The organism is Micromonospora sp. NPDC047738 (genome assembly GCF_040642675.1).
Classification (GTDB): Bacteria; Actinomycetota; Actinomycetes; order Mycobacteriales; family Micromonosporaceae; genus Micromonospora.
Map to the genome: position 1 here is coordinate 358,892 of NZ_JBEYSO010000002.1, position 15,866 is coordinate 374,757.

12 protein-coding genes and 1 pseudogene are annotated in these 15,866 nt (G+C 72.4%); 10 read left to right on the forward strand and 3 right to left on the reverse strand.

Annotated elements, in window-relative coordinates:
- The first annotated feature begins 47 nt into the window (after positions 1–47).
- The 3 genes from ABZ783_RS05015 (at position 48) to purB (ending at position 3,373) form a co-directional block, all read left to right on the forward strand.
- Complete coding sequence (locus tag ABZ783_RS05015) at positions 48–563, forward strand: SigE family RNA polymerase sigma factor (protein ID WP_357434585.1); 516 nt, start codon at positions 48–50, stop codon at positions 561–563.
- On the forward strand, positions 560–1,825 hold the full coding sequence (locus ABZ783_RS05020; RefSeq protein WP_357434586.1) for a hypothetical protein: 1,266 nt from the start codon (positions 560–562) through the stop codon (positions 1,823–1,825). Before ABZ783_RS05015 ends, ABZ783_RS05020 begins: the two co-directional genes overlap by 4 nt.
- 123 nt (positions 1,826–1,948) lie before the next feature.
- On the forward strand, positions 1,949–3,373 hold the full coding sequence (gene purB / locus ABZ783_RS05025) for an adenylosuccinate lyase (protein WP_357434587.1): 1,425 nt from the start codon (positions 1,949–1,951) through the stop codon (positions 3,371–3,373).
- Positions 3,374–3,499: 126 nt separating this feature from the next.
- Here the strand turns inward: purB and ABZ783_RS05030 are convergent, their stop codons facing one another.
- Together ABZ783_RS05030 and ABZ783_RS05035 are read right to left on the reverse strand one after the other, a co-directional pair.
- Positions 3,500–4,069: a YbjQ family protein gene (locus tag ABZ783_RS05030; RefSeq protein WP_357434588.1), complete on the reverse strand. Its 570-nt coding sequence runs from the start codon at positions 4,067–4,069 to the stop codon at positions 3,500–3,502.
- Between the two features lie 24 nt (positions 4,070–4,093).
- A complete protein-coding gene (locus ABZ783_RS05035) occupies positions 4,094–4,774 on the reverse strand; it encodes a DUF1986 domain-containing protein (protein ID WP_357434589.1) in 681 nt (226 codons plus the stop codon).
- Positions 4,775–5,136: 362 nt separating this feature from the next.
- On the opposite strand from ABZ783_RS05035, the gene purS reads away from it, so the two are divergent.
- The 4 genes and pseudogenes from purS to ABZ783_RS05055 all read left to right on the forward strand — a co-directional run bounded on the left by purS (position 5,137) and on the right by ABZ783_RS05055 (position 9,859).
- Positions 5,137–5,400 carry a phosphoribosylformylglycinamidine synthase subunit PurS gene (gene purS / locus ABZ783_RS05040; protein ID WP_073835003.1) on the forward strand — a complete coding sequence of 88 codons (264 nt, stop codon included), beginning with the start codon at positions 5,137–5,139 and terminating at the stop codon, positions 5,398–5,400.
- Positions 5,397–6,080 carry a phosphoribosylformylglycinamidine synthase subunit PurQ gene (gene purQ, locus ABZ783_RS05045; RefSeq protein WP_357434590.1) on the forward strand — a complete coding sequence of 228 codons (684 nt, stop codon included), beginning with the start codon at positions 5,397–5,399 and terminating at the stop codon, positions 6,078–6,080. Before purS ends, purQ begins: the two co-directional genes overlap by 4 nt.
- Positions 6,081–6,147: 67 nt before the next feature.
- Positions 6,148–8,652, forward strand: a pseudogene (purL, locus tag ABZ783_RS05050) (phosphoribosylformylglycinamidine synthase subunit PurL); the annotation flags it as partial.
- A 451-nt stretch (positions 8,653–9,103) separates the two neighbouring features.
- Positions 9,104–9,859 carry a 2-phosphosulfolactate phosphatase gene (locus ABZ783_RS05055; protein ID WP_357434777.1) on the forward strand — a complete coding sequence of 252 codons (756 nt, stop codon included), beginning with the start codon at positions 9,104–9,106 and terminating at the stop codon, positions 9,857–9,859.
- A gap of 473 nt (positions 9,860–10,332) precedes the next feature.
- On the opposite strand, the gene ABZ783_RS05060 is transcribed toward ABZ783_RS05055, so the two are convergent.
- Positions 10,333–12,363, reverse strand: coding sequence for a carboxypeptidase regulatory-like domain-containing protein (locus ABZ783_RS05060; RefSeq protein ID WP_357434591.1), 2,031 nt, complete (start codon positions 12,361–12,363; stop codon positions 10,333–10,335).
- A gap of 164 nt (positions 12,364–12,527) precedes the next feature.
- Here ABZ783_RS05060 and ABZ783_RS05065 point away from each other — a divergent pair, with 164 nt between their 5' ends.
- From ABZ783_RS05065 to purM, 3 genes are all read left to right on the forward strand, one after another.
- Entirely contained in the window at positions 12,528–12,881 is a 354-nt protein-coding gene (locus ABZ783_RS05065) for a sterol carrier family protein (protein WP_357434592.1), read from the forward strand.
- Between the two features lie 165 nt (positions 12,882–13,046).
- The gene (purF, locus tag ABZ783_RS05070; RefSeq protein ID WP_357434593.1) at positions 13,047–14,594 is read left to right on the forward strand and encodes an amidophosphoribosyltransferase; all 1,548 of its coding nucleotides are present in this window, start codon (positions 13,047–13,049) and stop codon (positions 14,592–14,594) included.
- Between the two features lie 61 nt (positions 14,595–14,655).
- Positions 14,656–15,810 (forward strand): phosphoribosylformylglycinamidine cyclo-ligase, encoded by a 1,155-nt coding sequence (gene purM, locus ABZ783_RS05075; protein ID WP_357434594.1) that lies wholly within the window; start codon positions 14,656–14,658, stop codon positions 15,808–15,810.
- Positions 15,811–15,866 lie beyond the last annotated feature (56 nt).

The following is a 15,866-nucleotide window of genomic DNA, read 5'->3' on the forward strand; positions in this document are numbered from 1 at the left end:
ACTTCGTACCGTTCCCCAGGCATGAAACGGACGAGAGGTCGGGCGCGGTGAACCGCGCTGACGAAGACGAGTACCGGCAGTTCGTGACCGCCCGCCTGGAGTCGCTACGGATCACGGCGTACCTGCTCTGCCGTGACTGGCACACCGCCGACGACCTGGTGTCCATCACGATCGGCAAGCTCTACCGGCACTGGCGCCGCGTCCGCCCGATGGAGAACGTCGACGCGTACGTCCGGGGGATGCTCACCAACGCGTGGTTGGACGAGCGGCGCCGGCCGTGGCGGCGGGAACGCAGCACCGACGACGTGCCCGATCGGGCGGACGTGGCGTTCCCCGAAGCCGCGCTGGCCGACCGGGAACATCTGCTCGACCTGCTGGCCCAGTTGCCGCCGCGCCGGCGGGCGGTGGTCGTCCTGCGGTTCTGGTGCGACTTCTCGGTCGAGGAGACGGCGCGGACCTTGGGCGTCAGCACCGGCACGGTGAAGAGCCAGGCGGCCCGCGGGCTGGAGAGCCTGCGTCTGCTGGCGACGTTGGATTCCGCGGTGAAGGGAGAGGGCGCATGAGCTACCGGACGATGTTCCGTGAGGCGGTCGGCGAGATCCCGCCCACCTCCATCGACATGGACCGGGTCATCGCCCGGCAGCGCCGCGCCCGGCGGCTCCGGCGCGTCGGCGTGGCGGCCCTGGCCGCGGCGGCCGTCGGTGTCGTCCTCGTCGGCACGACCGCCGTCACCGGTCGGCCCCGAGCCGGCGTGCCGGCGGTGCCGAGTCCGACGAACCCGCCGGTACGCACCCCGGCACCGTCGTCGGGTGCCTCGTTCACCGCGATGGACCTGGCCATCTTCGAAGCGGTGGGCCGGGTGGCACCGGACCTGGACTGGGCACCCAGGCGTGGCGCGCCGGAGGGTGAGGGAGCGGTCTGGTTCTCCGGCCCGAGCCTCAGTGGTTACACCCCGGACGGCTACCACGGGCACGGGAGGGTCCGGTCGGGCAACCGGATGGGCGTGCTGTCCGTGCAGATCACCGACGACTGGGGGCCGCTCGGGGCGTGCACCGCCGAGGCGCTCAGGACGAGCGGGTGTGCCGTCACGACCGGACCGGCCGGCGAGAAGATCATGACCCTGTCGGCCCGCAACCCGGCGCTCGGACCGGATCTGAAGCCGTCCGGGATTGCCGTGTCGAGCAGCGTGCAGGTGCAGCGGTCCGACGGGGTGACGATCGTCGTGCGCATTCGGGGTGAGGACGAGGATCCCCCGCTCTCCATCGCGCAGTTGGCCCCGTTGGCGCTGGATCCGGCGGTCGCCGGGCAGGCCGCGCAGCCGCTGCAGGGCAACACAGAGGCCCGCCGGAGGTGGGTCGACAGCGTGGTACTCGCCTCGTTGCAGCGACACGTGCCCGGTGTCACGGGGGCCCAGGGGAGGGGAGCCGCCATGACCCCGGGCGACCTGGGCGCTTTCTGGGGCAGCGAGAGCACCACGGACAGCTACGCGGGCCAGGGGCGGGTCCTGGTGGACGGCGTGTCCGGGACCCTCTCGGTGCGGATCCACCGGCGGGATCCGGGCACCGCCGGTGACCTGACCTGCGACGCGAGCACCAGGACCCACACGTGCGAGGCAGGTACCGGTCCCGCCGGGGAGCGGTACCGCATCACCACCGACGGTTCTGGGGTGAAGGCGGAGCGGACCGTCCATGTATTGCGCCGGGACGGCGTCTGGCTAGCGGTGAGCCTCACCGCCGGCGAGAAGGGGAAGCTTCCCCTGACCGCCGCGCAGCAGCAGGCCGTCGCGTTGGATCCGGCAGTCAACCTCACCGACCGTTTCGGTTAGCCGGCCGGGAGGTCGCCGGTGGGTGGTGGGCACGCCGCCGGCCGGCGACCTCCGGCCGTCCGGCGTCTGAGCGGCCGACTTCCTCCGCAGGGCCGCCTCAGCGGTCATGGGAGACTGAGGTACGTGACGACGATCCCGAACGTGCTCGCCAACCGGTACGCCTCGCCCGAGCTGGTCGCCCTCTGGTCGCCCGAGGAGAAGGTCCGCATGGAGCGGCGGCTCTGGCTCGCCGTACTCAAGGCCCAGCGGGACCTCGGCGTGCCGGTGCCGGACGGGGTGGTCGAGGCGTACGAGCGGGTCATTGACGACGTCGACCTGGCCTCGATCGCGGAGCGGGAGCGGGTCACCCGGCACGACGTGAAGGCCCGGATCGAGGAGTTCAGCGCGCTCGCCGGGCACGAGCACGTGCACAAGGGGATGACCTCCCGGGATCTCACCGAGAACGTCGAGCAGCTCCAGATCCGCGCCTCGCTCGAGCTGATCCGGGACCGGGTGGTCGCCACCCTGGTCCGGCTCGCCTGGCACGCCCACGAGTACTCCGGCCTGGTGATGACCGGCCGGTCGCACAACGTCGCCGCGCAGGCCACCACGCTGGGCAAGCGCTTCGCCTCGGCCGCCGAGGAGCTGTTGATCGCGTACGAGCGGCTGGATGACCTGATCGGTCGGTACCCGCTGCGCGGCATCAAGGGGCCGGTGGGCACGGCCGCCGACCAGCTCGACCTCTTCGACGGCGACGCCGACAAGGTGGCCGAGCTGGAGCGCCGGGTCGCCGAGCACCTCGGGTTCAGCCGGGTGCTGGACAGCGTCGGCCAGGTCTACCCGCGTTCGCTGGACTTCGACGTGCTCTCCGCACTGGCCCAGGTGGCCGCCGCGCCGTCGTCGCTGGCCACCACGATCCGGCTGATGGTCGGCCAGGAGTTGGTTACCGAGGGCTTCAAGCCCGGCCAGGTGGGGTCCAGCGCGATGCCGCACAAGATGAACACCCGCTCGTCGGAGCGGGTGAACGGCTTCGCCGTGATCATCCGCGGTTACCTGTCGATGGTTGGCGAGCTGGCCGGCGACCAGTGGAACGAGGGGGACGTCTCCTGCTCGGTGGTCCGCCGGGTGGCCCTGCCGGACGCGTTCTTCGCCGCCGACGGGCTGTTCCAGACCTTCCTCACCGTGCTGGACGAGTTCGGCCCGTACCCGGCGGTGATCAACCGGGAGCTGGAGCGCTTCCTGCCGTTCCTGGCCACCACCAAGATCCTGGTCGCGGCGGTCCGGCGCGGCGTCGGCCGGGAGGTCGCGCACGAGGTGATCAAGGAGCACGCGGTCGCGGTGGCGCTGGCCATGCGGGAGAAGGGTGCGGCCGAGAACGACCTCTTCGACCGTCTCGCCGCGGACGGGCGCCTCGGCCTGACCCGCGCCGAGATCGACGCCCTGGTCGCCGACCGCAACGCCTTCGTCGGCGCCGCGGGCGCCCAGGTCGACCGGATCACCGCCCGCATCGCCAAGATCGTCCAGTCCCACCCCGACGCGGCCGCCTATTCCCCACCCCCCATCCTCTGACCCCACCCCACCCCACCCCACCCGAGCCTGGTTGATCATGAGGTTGGCGGCGAAGTGGATCTCTGGCACCGCCGCTAACCTCATGATCGACGCCGGCATGCCTGGCAGGCCCGGCGGGGGCGGGGGTTAGGGGGATTTGGGGGTGGGGGTTTCGGCGGCGGAGGAGAGGTTGGGGGCGCTCGCCGGTTCGGCGATGCCGCCGGGGGCCGAGGCGATCTCCGGCTCGTGGGCGGTGTCGGCCGCGACCATGGGCTGGTCGGGCGGCATGACGTCCGGCATCTTGGGTACGACGATCACCGCCGTGCCGTACGCGCAGATCTCCATCCACATCTCGCCGCAGTCCCGGCTGTCGAAGCGCATGCCGATCACCGCGTTCGCGCCGAGCCGGCGGGCCTCCTCGCCGAGCCGGGCCACCGAGTCGGTACGCCAGCGGGTGAGGTTGTCCGGCGCCATCGGGTCGTAGGCGCCACCGCGCAGGTTCTTGACCCCCTCGCGGTACGGGTTCCGGGTCCTCGCCATGGAGGAGACCACTTCGCCGAGGATCTGGCGGATCTCGTAGCCGGGCAGTTGATCCGTCGTCACGACCAGCACGTTTCCGATGCTGTCAGCCGGTCGGCGGCCCGAACGTGTGCCTTGTTCACCTGATCGGATGCTGCGAAACGAGGCGGCGCGGACGGTCGGCGCGTCACCGACCATCCGCGCCGCGACCGGCGCTAAGTGTCAGACACCGGCCACCGAGGTGATCCAGGACCGGTTGTACGCGACGCTGCCGTAATTCTGGATGCTCACGCCGTCGGCGGTGGAGGCCACGCCGACCTGCTGGCCGTTGTAGAACTGCGGGCCGCCCGAGTCGCCCCGCCAGGCGTTCCCGTTGATCCGGGAGCTGCGGATGGCCTGCCCGCCGTACGCGTCGGAGGCGCTGTTGCTGGTCACCTGGACGGTGGCGGTCTTGAGCTGGCTGGACGGGTTGCAGCCGCTGTAGCAGGTCATGCCCCAGCCGTAGATCGAGTTGGTCGACCCGATGGGCGGGTTGCTGCTGGCCAGCGACACGGTGGAGGTGGTCACCGGGCTGGAGAGCCGCATCAGCGCGAGGTCGTAGCGGGTGTAGGTGGTGCTCACGGTGCGGGTGGTGCCGCCCGAGGCGTAGTAGACGCTGCCGACCCGGACGGACATGCTGCCGCTGATGCAGTGCCGGGCGGTGAGCACCCACTGGGACGCGATGACGCTGCCGGAGCAGGTGAACGAGCCGTTGCTGAACACCGCGGCGGCCCAGGGCGCGGAGGAGACGGTGCCACCTCCGATGATGTACGGGCCGACGGGGGCGGCGGCTGCGCCGGACGCGGCGCCGAGGACGCCGACCATGGCGACGCCGATGGTGGCGAGCAGGGAGCGGATGCGCATCGGGAACTCCTTCACGTCCGGGGCACCCGGGGTCGCCGGGCGACGGGGAGCGGGCGACGGGTGGTCGCCAGGGCTGTGCATCGACTTACATCGATGTACGGTAGGGCCCCGGCGCGGCACTGACAAGGAGTCGATAGAGATTAACCGATGTAACGATTTGGCCACCTGGCGGCGCTGTCGTTGCTGGTAAGGGTGCGTTCCGTGCAGGCCGGGACATCCGGTGCGGCCCCCTCGACGGGGTCACGTCGATCACTGCCCGGACGCGCCGGCCGGTTCGGCCGAGGCGGTATCTGCCAGGTAGGCTGGCTGCGCTCGCCCGTAGTGGGCCGGCACCCAACTGCGTACACAGTCAGGAGTGCCCCGTGCCTCGCGTCGTCGTCGACGTCATGCTCAAGCCCGAGATCCTCGATCCGCAGGGCCAGGCCGTCGCAAACGCGCTGCCCCGGCTCGGCGTCAGCGACGTCGCCTCGGTCCGGATCGGCAGGCGGATCGAGATCGAGTTCACCGGTGAACCGGACCTGGACCGGGCCCGGGAGATCGCCGACAAGCTGCTGGCCAACCCGGTCATCGAGGACTTCACGGTCCGCGTGGTGGAGACCGACGAGCCCGTGGACGCGCGCCAGTGACCGCCCGGGTCGGTGTGGTGACCTTCCCCGGTTCGCTCGACGACGGGGACGCGGCCCGCGCCGTCCGCATCGCCGGCGCCGAGCCGGTCCGGCTGTGGCACGGCGACCCGCAGCTGCACGGCGTGGACGCCGTGGTCCTGCCCGGTGGCTTCTCCTACGGTGACTACCTGCGGTGCGGCGCCATCGCCCGGTTCGCCCCGGTCATGGAGACGATCGTGGACGCCGCCCGGGGCGGCCTGCCCGTGCTCGGCATCTGCAACGGCTTCCAGATCCTCTGCGAGGCCCACCTGCTGCCGGGTGCGCTCACCCGCAACCAGCACCTGCACTTCCGTAACCGGGACCAGATCCTCCGCATCGAGGCCGCCGGCACCGCCTGGACCAACGCGTTCCAGCCGGGCCAGGAGGTGCTGATCCCGGTCAAGAACGGCGAGGGCTGCTACGTCGCCGACCCGGCGACGCTGGACCGCTTGGAGGCCGAGGGTCGGGTTGTCGCCCGCTACCTCGGCGGCAACCCCAACGGTTCGCAGCGCGACATCGCCGCGATCACCAACGAGGCCGGCAACGTGGTCGGCATCATGCCGCATCCCGAGCACGCGGTGGAGGCGCTCACCGGCCCCTCCCTGGACGGCCTCGGCTTCTTCACCTCGGTGCTCAAGCACCTGGTGGGGACGCCGGCGTGACCGTGCGCGGCGGGATCATCGGTCAGCTCACCCGCCGCCCCGGCGGCGAGCGCAGCGAGGAGAGGTCATGACCACCCATCCGGACCCGGACCTGCGGGAGGCACCGGGCGCCCACCCGGCCGACCCGGCGGAGCCGCGTACGGCCACCGTGGTGCCGCAGGCCGGCCCGGCCGACGACTGGACCGCGGCCGTGGACACCGTGCCCCGGGCCACCGGCACGCCGGAGGAGCTCCAGCCGTACGCCGAGCTGGGCCTCCGCGACGACGAGTACGACCGGATCCGGCACATCCTCGGCCGCCGGCCCACCCAGGCCGAGCTGGCCATGTACTCGATCATGTGGAGCGAGCACTGCTCCTACAAGTCGAGCAAGGTGCACCTGCGCCAGTTCGGCGAGAAGGCCCCGCCGAGCGACCGGCTGCTGGCCGGTATCGGTGAGAACGCCGGTGTGGTCCGGGTCTCCGACGAGCTGGCGGTGACCTTCAAGGTCGAGTCGCACAACCACCCGAGCTTCGTCGAGCCGTACCAGGGCGCGGCGACCGGCGTCGGCGGGATCGTCCGCGACATCCTCGCCATGGGTGCGCGTCCGGTCGCGGTGATGGACCCGCTGCGCTTCGGCGCGGCCGACCACCCGGACACCGCCCGGGTGCTGCCCGGCGTGGTCGCCGGCGTCGGCGGTTACGGCAACTGCCTCGGCCTGCCGAATATCGGCGGCGAGGTGGTCTTCGACCCCTGCTACCAGGGCAATCCCCTGGTCAACGCGCTCTGCCTCGGCGTGCTGCCGGTCGACCGGCTGCAGAAGAAGGAGGCCGCCGGCCCCGGCAACATCGTGGTGCTGATGGGCGCCAAGACCGGCCGGGACGGCATCGGCGGCGTGTCGGTGCTGGCCAGTGCCACCTTCGACGAGGGCAGCGAGCAGCGCCGCCCGTCGGTCCAGGTGGGCGACCCGTTCACCGAGAAGCTGCTGATCGAGGCGTGCCTGGAGCTGTACGACGCCGAGCTGGTCGTCGGCATCCAGGATCTCGGCGGCGCCGGCCTGACCTGCGCGCTCACCGAGACCGCCGCGGCGGCGGGCACCGGCATGCGGGTCTGGCTGGAGCGGGTGCCGCTGCGGGAGCCCTCGATGGAGCCGCACGAGATCCTGGCCAGCGAGTCCCAGGAGCGGATGCTGCTGGTCGTCGCCCCTGACAAGCTGGAGGCGGTGCTCAAGACCGCCGAGAAGTGGGGCGTGCTCGCCACCGCGATCGGTGAGGTCACCCCGCCCGCGCCGGACGGCCAGCCGGGCCGCCTGGTGGTCTCCTGGCGCGACCACGTCGTGGTGGACGTGCCGCCGGGCTCCCTGGTCGACGACGGTCCGGTGTACGCCCGCCCGATGCGGGAGCCGGCCGACCTGATCCTGCTCCAGGCCGACCGCGCGGAGACGCTGCCCCGGCCGAGCAACCCGGAGGCGCTGCGGGAGACCGTGCTGCGCATGATCGCGTCGCCGAACCTGGCCGACAAGACCTGGGTCACCGAGCAGTACGACCGGTACGTGCTGGGCAACACCGTGCTCGCCCAGCCGGAGGACTCCGGCGTGATCCGGATCGACGAGCGGACCGGCCTCGGGGTCGCCCTCTCCGTCGACGGCAACGGCCGGTACGCGCGCCTCGACCCGTACCACGGGACGAAGCTGGCGCTGGCCGAGGCGTACCGGAACGTTGCGGTGACCGGCGCGAAGCCGATCGCCGTGACCAACTGCCTCAACTTCGGCTCGCCGGAGGACCCGGGCGTGATGTGGCAGTTCGCCGAGGCCGTCCGCGGCCTGGCGGACGGCTGCCTGGAGCTCGGCATCCCGGTGACCGGCGGCAACGTCAGCTTCTACAACCAGACCGGCCCGGCACCCATCCACCCGACCCCGGTGGTCGGCGTGCTGGGCGTGCTGGACAACGTCGCCGACCGGGTGCCGATGGGCTTCGTGCCGCGTCCTGGCGGCGACCACGACCAGCTCTTCCTGCTGGGTGAGACGCACGTCGAGCTCTCCGGCTCGGAGTGGGCGTGGGTGACCCACGAGCACCTCGGCGGCATTCCGCCGCAGGTCGACCTGGCCCGCGAGCGGCAGCTCGCCGAGCTGCTGGCCGCCGCCGCCCGGGTGGGGCACCTCAGTTCCGCGCACGACCTCTCCGACGGTGGCCTCGCCCAGAGCCTGGTCGAGTCCTGCCTGCGGCGTGGCGTCGGGGCCCGGGTCGCCGTGCCCGAGCACTTCGCTGGCGGGTCGATGCCGTTCGTCTTCCTGTTCAGCGAGTCGGCCGGCCGCGCGCTGGTGTCGGTGCCGCGTGGGCACGAGAAGGCGTTCACCGCGCTCTGCGCCGAGCACGGGGTGCCGTGGGAGTTCATCGGCGTCACCGACCCGGCCGGCGGCGCGCTGGAGGTGCACGACCAGTTCCGGATCGGTCTCGACGAGCTGCGCGCCGCGCACACGGCGACCCTGCCGCGCCTCTTCGGCGGCGTGGAGGCGGGCCAGGTGGCGGCGCTCGGTACGGGCGTCGTCCCGGCCGTCGGCGAGCAGCCGGCGGGCGACCCGGCGACCGCCCCGGCCCCCGACCCGGCCGGCCAGGCCGACGGCGGGTCGCCGGCGGAGGCGGCGGACGCTCCCGCGGCGGAGACCCCGGTGGCGGCGGACGCTGCCGCGGCGGAGACCGCGGTGGCGGCGGACGCTGCCGCGGCGGAGACCGCGGTGGCGGCGGACGCTGCCGCGACGACGGCCCCGGACACCGTAGTGACGGCAGACGCTCCTGTGGCGGCCCAGGACGCCGCCGTGGAGGCGTCGGAGGCTCCGGACGTTCCCGTGGCCGCTACGGACGCGGCTGCGGAGGCGAGTGACGCCCCGGCGGAGGCCGGGGACGCCGCGCCGGGCACCGACGGGCCCGATGTCCCGGTCGACGCCCCCGAGGCGACGTCCGACCCGGCGACGGCCGGGCCGGCGGGCTCCGCGACGGCTGCCGGTGACCCGGACGACCAGGCCCCCGCGCCGGATCAGCGCTGAGGCCCTGGCCTTGGCCGTCTACGCCCAACCCGGCTCCGGCGCCCGGTTCGACTGGGGGCTGACCGGGGCGGCGGAACTCGGCCGGGTCTGCGCGGCCCTGGTGGTGGTGGACGTGCTCTCGTTCACCACCGCCGTCGAGGTGGCGGTCGGTCGCGGCATGCGGGTGCACCCGTTCCCCTGGGGGGAGCAGGCCGCCGAGTACGCCCGCCGGGTGGGGGCGATCGCCGCGGTCGGCCGCCGGCAGATGACCCTGGAGCATCCATGGTCGCTCTCGCCGGCGGCGTTGCGGACCGCACCGGCCGTCGCCGACCTGGTCCTGCCCTCGCCGAACGGCTCGGCGATCAGCGCCGCCGCGAGCGCCACCGGTCTGCCGGTGGTGGCGGCGTGCCTGCGTAACGCGCCCGCCGTCGGGCGATGGCTGCGCGCCCAGGGGTACGGCTCGAACGACGCGCCGGTGGGTGTGGTGGCGGCCGGTGAGCGCTGGCCGGACGGTTCACTGCGCCCCTGCGTGGCGGATCAGCTCGGGGCGGCCAGCGTGCTGGACGCCCTGTCCGGGGTGCCGGGCGGGCTCTCGGTGGAGGCGGCGATGGCCCTGGCCGCGCTGGCCAGCACGCCCGACGTGCCGGCCGCCGTCCGGGGGTGCGTCTCCGGGCGGGAACTCGCCGAGGGCGGCTTCGCTGGGGACGTGGAGGTCGCCGTCCAGGTGGGTGTCTCCGACGTGGTGCCGGTTCTGCGCCAGGGTTACTTCGCCGCCGCCTGATCCGGCTCTGCCGGCTGGCCCGGCTCTTTGGTCCGGTCCGTGGGTCCGCCGCCTGAACTGGCTCTTTGGTTCGGTCCGTGGGTCCGCCGCCTGGTCCGGCGCTGTCTGCTGGTTCGGCTCTGCCGGTTGGTCCGGCCCCGCCGGTTGGTCCGGCTCGGGCCGGTGTTTCGGCGCGCTGGCTGCTTGCGTCTCGGTGACTACCGACCTGATGACGTAAACGACTCACGCGTTCGCGAACGATCACAGCGACTTCGGGTGCAGTTGTTGTCGCCCCAGCGACAACAACTGCACCCGAAACCGGCAGCCACTCTGTCCGGCGGCCGGACGCGCCGGACCGGCGAGCCGAGCAGGGCGAGCCACCCAGGTCCAGCAGGTCGGCCACTTCGGACTGCCGTACCGATCATGCGAAGTGGCCGCCCGGATCGCCCGGGCGGCCACTGTCGATATCGGTGCGGGGCACGTGGCCCCGGCGGTCAGTCGTCCAGCCAGTCGAGGCGGCGGCCGCCGCGCTCCTGCGGGCCGTCAGGTCGGCCCCGGCCGGCCTGGGCCGGATCGCCGTAGTGTCCGCCCTGGTCGTAGCCCTGGTTGTCGTAGCCGCCGGTCCGCTGCTGCGGCGGCTGCTCGTGGCCGTAGCCGCCCTGCTGCGGCTGGCCGTAACCGGCGCCGCCGCGGTAGCCGCCCCGCTGGTCGTGGCCGTCGTAGCCCTGCTGCGGGCCGTTGTCGTAGCCGCCACGCTGGTCGTAGCCGTCGTAGCCCTGCTGGCCGCCGTCGTAGCCGCCCGACGGCCCGTTGTCATAGCCACCGGAGGGGCCGCCGTAGCCGCCTCCCTGGCCGTAGCCGGTGCCGGGCTCCGGGCCGCGGCCGTACTGTCCCTGGCCCGGCTGGTCGTAGCCGCGACCCTGGTCGGGTTGGTCATAGCCGCGACCCTGGTCGGGCTGGTCGTAACCGCGGCCCTGGTCCGGCTGGTAGGTGCTGGTCGGGTACGGGTCGGCCGGCGGCGCGTACTGGGTGGTGTCGCCGGTGTAGCGGCCAGTCGGCTCGTCGTACCGCTCGCCGCCGTAACCGCCGCCCTGGGCGGGCGGGTAGCCACCGGCACCGGCGCCGTAGTCCCGGCTGCCGTAGCCGCCACCCGAGGACGGCGCGTTGCCGTAGCCACCACCCGAGGACGGCGCGTTGCCGTAGCCACCACCCGAGGAGGGCGCGTTGCCGTAGCCGCCTCCCTGGCCGTAGCCACCCTGGCCGGCCGGCTCGTCGCCGTAACCACCGCCGCCCCAGCCGTCCTGCCCGCCGCCGACGCCGTAGGCGGGCCCGGGCGGGGCGCCGTACGGGTCCGGCGGGACGTCGTCCACGACCGGGCGGTGCATCATGGTCGGCGCGTCGCTGAGCGAGGGACCGCCGACCATCGTCGGCGCCGCTCCGGCGCCCATGCCGCTGACCACCCGGGTCTGGTCGTCGGCACCCCGGTAGGCGCCCCGGGCGGCCGGCACGGCACCCGCGCCCGCCGGGCCACCCGGACCCATCGGACCACCCGGGCCGTCACCGTCGATGTCGTCGTCGCCCTCGTTCTTGCGCTTCATGTAGAGCAGCACGATGGTGCCGACGCCCACGGCCACGAAGAGACCGCCGAGCAGGATCAGCAGCCAGTTGCCGAAGCCGCCGGAGTCCTGCTGGGCGGCGGGCTGCTGCCCCGCGGCCGCCTCGGTGGCCGGCGTGTCGGTGGCCTCGTCGGTCGGCTCCTCGGTCGGCACCGGCTCCGCGCTGGCGGACGGCGACGGGCTCGGACTCTTCTCGACCTTGATCGGCACGCTGATCCGCACGCCGGTCACGGCCTGGCCGGCCGACGCGTTGACCGTCTTGTAGCCGGTCTTGCCGTCCTTGCCAGAGGCCAGGTCGACCCGGCCGGGCGCGATCGGATCCGAGGACGAGCCGGTGAACCGGAAGTTGCCGCTGCCGTCGGTGTTGGTCTGGCGGGTGATGCCCTTGCTGTCCCGGAGCATGACCACGACGCCCTCGAGCGGCTCGCTGTTGTCCGCGATGATCACCTTGCCGGAGATCGACTTGACCGTCTGCGCCTCCGGCGGCGCAGCCGCCTTGACGGTGACGCTGAGCGGCTGGGCGTCCGACCCTCCGTTGCCGTTGCCTTCGACCCGAATTGTCGCCCGGGTTCCGTTGGCCGCAGGTGCGTTAGCTGCCGCCGACAGAGTCAGGGTCACCGGCTGCGGGGTCGGCAGGCCCCCAGGGAAGTCGACCTTTTTCCCGCATCCCCCGCAGTTGACTCCGTCGGGCAGACCGGTGATGTTGATCGTCGCTGAGTTCTCGCCAGGTTCCGGTGTGACGCTGATGTTGACGGAACTGCTCTTGCCGGCATCAATCGTCACCGAGTCGTCCGCTGAGGTGATCCTGGCGGCGAAGGCGGGTGTGGCGGGGACGGCGAGCAGCGCGCCGACAACCAGCGCCACCACCACACCGGCCCGCTGCTTCCAGGCACGTCGGTGTGTTGACACGTCCACCGCCTTCCGGGTCTGATCTCTCCCCGCCGGCCGGCGCCGGGCCGGGGACGATCACTCACGGTACGAATACGCCGTCGGCAACTATGCCTTGTCTGGCCGGATCATCTCTACCCAGGGCCAGCGTCGACCGTGATGCTGTCGAATCGTATCGTCCCGTCGTGTCCTCTCCGCACACTAAGTCCGCCGCGGTCGCGGCCGCGTTGACAGCGCTGGATGAGGGGCGTACGCCCGAACGGCCGGTGTTCCGGGAGGCGGTCCGTACCCTGCTGGCCGTCCTCGCCGAGCGCGCCCCCGGCCGATCGGTGGAGGTGCGGGTTCCACCATACGGTGCCGTGCAGTGCGTGGCCGGACCGCGACACACCCGTGGTACGCCGCCGAATGTGGTGGAAATGGACCCGGAGACCTGGCTCGCGCTGGCCAGCGGCCGCCTCGGCTGGGCGGAGGCGGTCACCGAGGGTCGCGTACGGGTCAGCGGGATCCGCGCCGACCTCGCCGACTACCTCCCGCTCTAGCTGGGGGTACGCCTGCCGGCCATCACGATCAGCAGGCGATCTGTGACTGTCAGTGTCGACTGCTATTCGCGTACACTGTCAGGCGACGACGGCCCCGGCCGGTCCGCGCGGAGCTGGCCCCCGACTCCGCCAGGCCGGGTCCAGACCAGCATGAGGGAGCGGCAGGTGCCCCGAGGCGATGGCCGGCTGAGCCACGACCTTGACCCCCAGCGACCCGGCCCCCAGGACGCGTGTGGCGTCTTCGGTGTCTGGGCCCCGGGGGAGGAGGTCGCCAACCTGACCTACTTCGGGCTGTACGCCCTGCAGCACCGTGGCCAGGAGGCCGCGGGCATCGCGGTGAGCGACGGCTCCGGGGTGGTGGTCTACAAGGATCTTGGCCTGGTGGCCCAGGTGTTCGACGAGCCGACTCTGGCCAGCCTGCGTGGGCACGTCGCCATCGGCCACGCGCGCTACTCGACCACGGGTGGCTCGACCTGGGAAAATGCCCAGCCGACCATCCGGGCGACCAGTTCCGGCACCACGATCGCGCTGGCCCACAACGGCAATCTGGTCAACACCGCCGAGCTCCAGCGCGAGGCGGCCACGCGGGGCATGGACTCCGACGGCTCGACCAACGACACCTCGCTGGTCACCATGCTGCTGGCCAGCCGTCCTGATCTCTCCGTGGAGGCGGCCGCGCTGGAGGTGCTGCCCCAGCTGCGCGGCGCGTTCAGCTTCGTGTTCATGGACGAGTCGACCCTCTACGCGGCCCGCGACCCGCACGGGGTGCGCCCCCTGGTGCTCGGCCGGCTGGAGCGCGGCTGGGTGGTCGCCAGCGAGACCGCCGCGCTGGACATCGTCGGCGCCAGCGTGGTCCGCGAGGTCGAGCCCGGCGAGCTGATCGCCATCGACGAGGACGGGCTGCGATCCACGCGGTTCGCCGCCCCGGAGCCGAAGGGCTGCCTCTTCGAGTACGTGTACATCGCCCGCCCGGACGCCACCATCGCCGGGCGCAACGTGCACGCCGCGCGGGTGCAGATCGGCCGCCAGCTCGCCCGGGAGCACCCGGTCGAGGCCGACCTGGTGATCCCGGTGCCGGAGTCCGGCACCCCGGCCGCGATCGGCTACGCCGAGGAGTCCGGGATCACCTACGGCCAGGGCCTGATGAAGAACCCGTACGTCGGGCGCACCTTCATCCAGCCGTCGCAGACCCTGCGCCAGCTCGGCATCCGGCTCAAGCTGAACCCGCTGCGGGAGAACGTCCGGGGCAAGCGCCTGATCGTGGTGGACGACTCGATCGTCCGCGGCAACACCCAGCGGGCCATCGTGCGGATGCTGCGCGAGGCGGGCGCCCTGGAGGTCCACGTGCGGATCTCCTCCCCGCCGGTCAGCTGGCCCTGCTTCTACGGGATCGACTTCGCCACCCGGGCCGAGCTGCTGGCCAACGGGCTGGACAACGAGGGCATCCGGCGGTCGATCGGGGCGGACACGCTGGGTTACGTATCGCTGCCCGGCCTCATCGCCGCGACCGAGCAGCCGAAGACGCGGCTCTGCCGGGCGTGTTTCGATGGGGAGTACCCGATCGAACTGCCGGCCGGGCACCTGATCGGCAAGCACGTGCTCGAAGGCGTGGGCCGGCGGGTCACCGCCGAGGCGGCCCAGGCCACCGCTGACATCACCACTGCCGCACTCGGCGACAACCGCAAGCCGTCGGCCGCTACCCACCGCCCATAGCACCTCCGACGCGGTCCGCTCACCGCAACAGCGGCCCGCGAGAACCACAAAGGGGAGAACCGTGACGCACGTGTCCGAGCGCAGCGGCGCAGGAACCAGCCCGACGGGCGCCGGCGGCGACCGCCAGCCCTGGACGGCCGGCACGAGCCGTACGCCGCGCAAACGTTCGGTCTCCTACGCCGACGCCGGGGTGTCGATCGAGGCGGGCGACCGCGCGGTCGAGCTGCTGAAGTCCAAGGTCAAGCAGACCCGGCGCCCGGAGGTGCTGGGTGACCTGGGCGGCTTCGCCGGCCTGTTCCGGCTGGACACCAAGAAGTACAAGAACCCGATCCTCGCCTCCTCCACGGACGGGGTCGGCACCAAACTGGTGATCGCCCAGCAGCTCGACATCCACGACACGGTCGGCATCGACCTGGTCGCCATGGTGGTCGACGACCTGGTCGCCTGCGGCGCCGAGCCACTGTTCCTGCTCGACTACATCGCCACCGGTGAGGTCGTGCCGGACAAGGTCGCCGAGATCGGCGCGGGCATCGCCGACGGTTGCCGGTACGCGGGCTGCGCCCTGCTCGGCGGCGAGACCGCAGAGCACCCGGGCGTGCTGCGTCCCGACGAGTACGACATCTCCGCCACGGGTGTCGGCGTGGTGGAGGAGAGCGAGATCCTCAGCTCCGAGCGGGTCGAGGTGGGCGACGTCGTGATCGCGATGCGCTCCTCCGGCCTGCACTCCAACGGCTACTCGCTGGTCCGGCACGTGTTGCTCGGTGCCGGCCGGATGCGGCTGGACGTGGTGATCGAGGACTTCGGCCGGCAGCGCACCCTCGGCGAGGAGTTGCTCACCCCCACCAAGATCTACGCCCAGGACTGCCTCAAGCTGATCGCCGAGGCCGAGGTGCGGGCGTTCGCCCACGTCACCGGCGGCGGCATCCCGGGCAACCTGGTCCGGATCCTGCCGGAGCACGTCGACGCGGTGGTCAACCGCTCCACCTGGAAGCCCCAGCCGGTCTTCGACCTGATCCAGTCCAAGGGCCGGATCGAGGACCCGGAGATGGAGGCGACGTTCAACATGGGCGTCGGCATGTTCGCCATCGTCTCCGCCGAGGACGCCGACCGCGCGCTGGCCACCCTGACCGGCCGGGGCGTCGACGCCTGGCAGGCCGGCGAGATCATCGAGGGCTCCGGCAACGTGCAGATGATCGGGCAGCACACGCGCGGATGATCACGCTCTGGTGATCATCCGGGCACCTGATCGGGGGTTCACCCGAGTAGCCACCG

Bases quoted from the DNA above. Each gene is read 5' to 3' on its own strand.
- ABZ783_RS05035 (WP_357434589.1), bottom strand. From the start codon at position 4,774: ATGCGCATCCGCTCCCTGCTCGCCACCATCGGCGTCGCCATGGTCGGC.
- ABZ783_RS05020 (WP_357434586.1), top strand. From the start codon at position 560: ATGAGCTACCGGACGATGTTCCGTGAGGCGGTCGGCGAGATCCCGCCC.
- ABZ783_RS05030 (WP_357434588.1), bottom strand. From the start codon at position 4,069: ATGGTCGGTGACGCGCCGACCGTCCGCGCCGCCTCGTTTCGCAGCATC.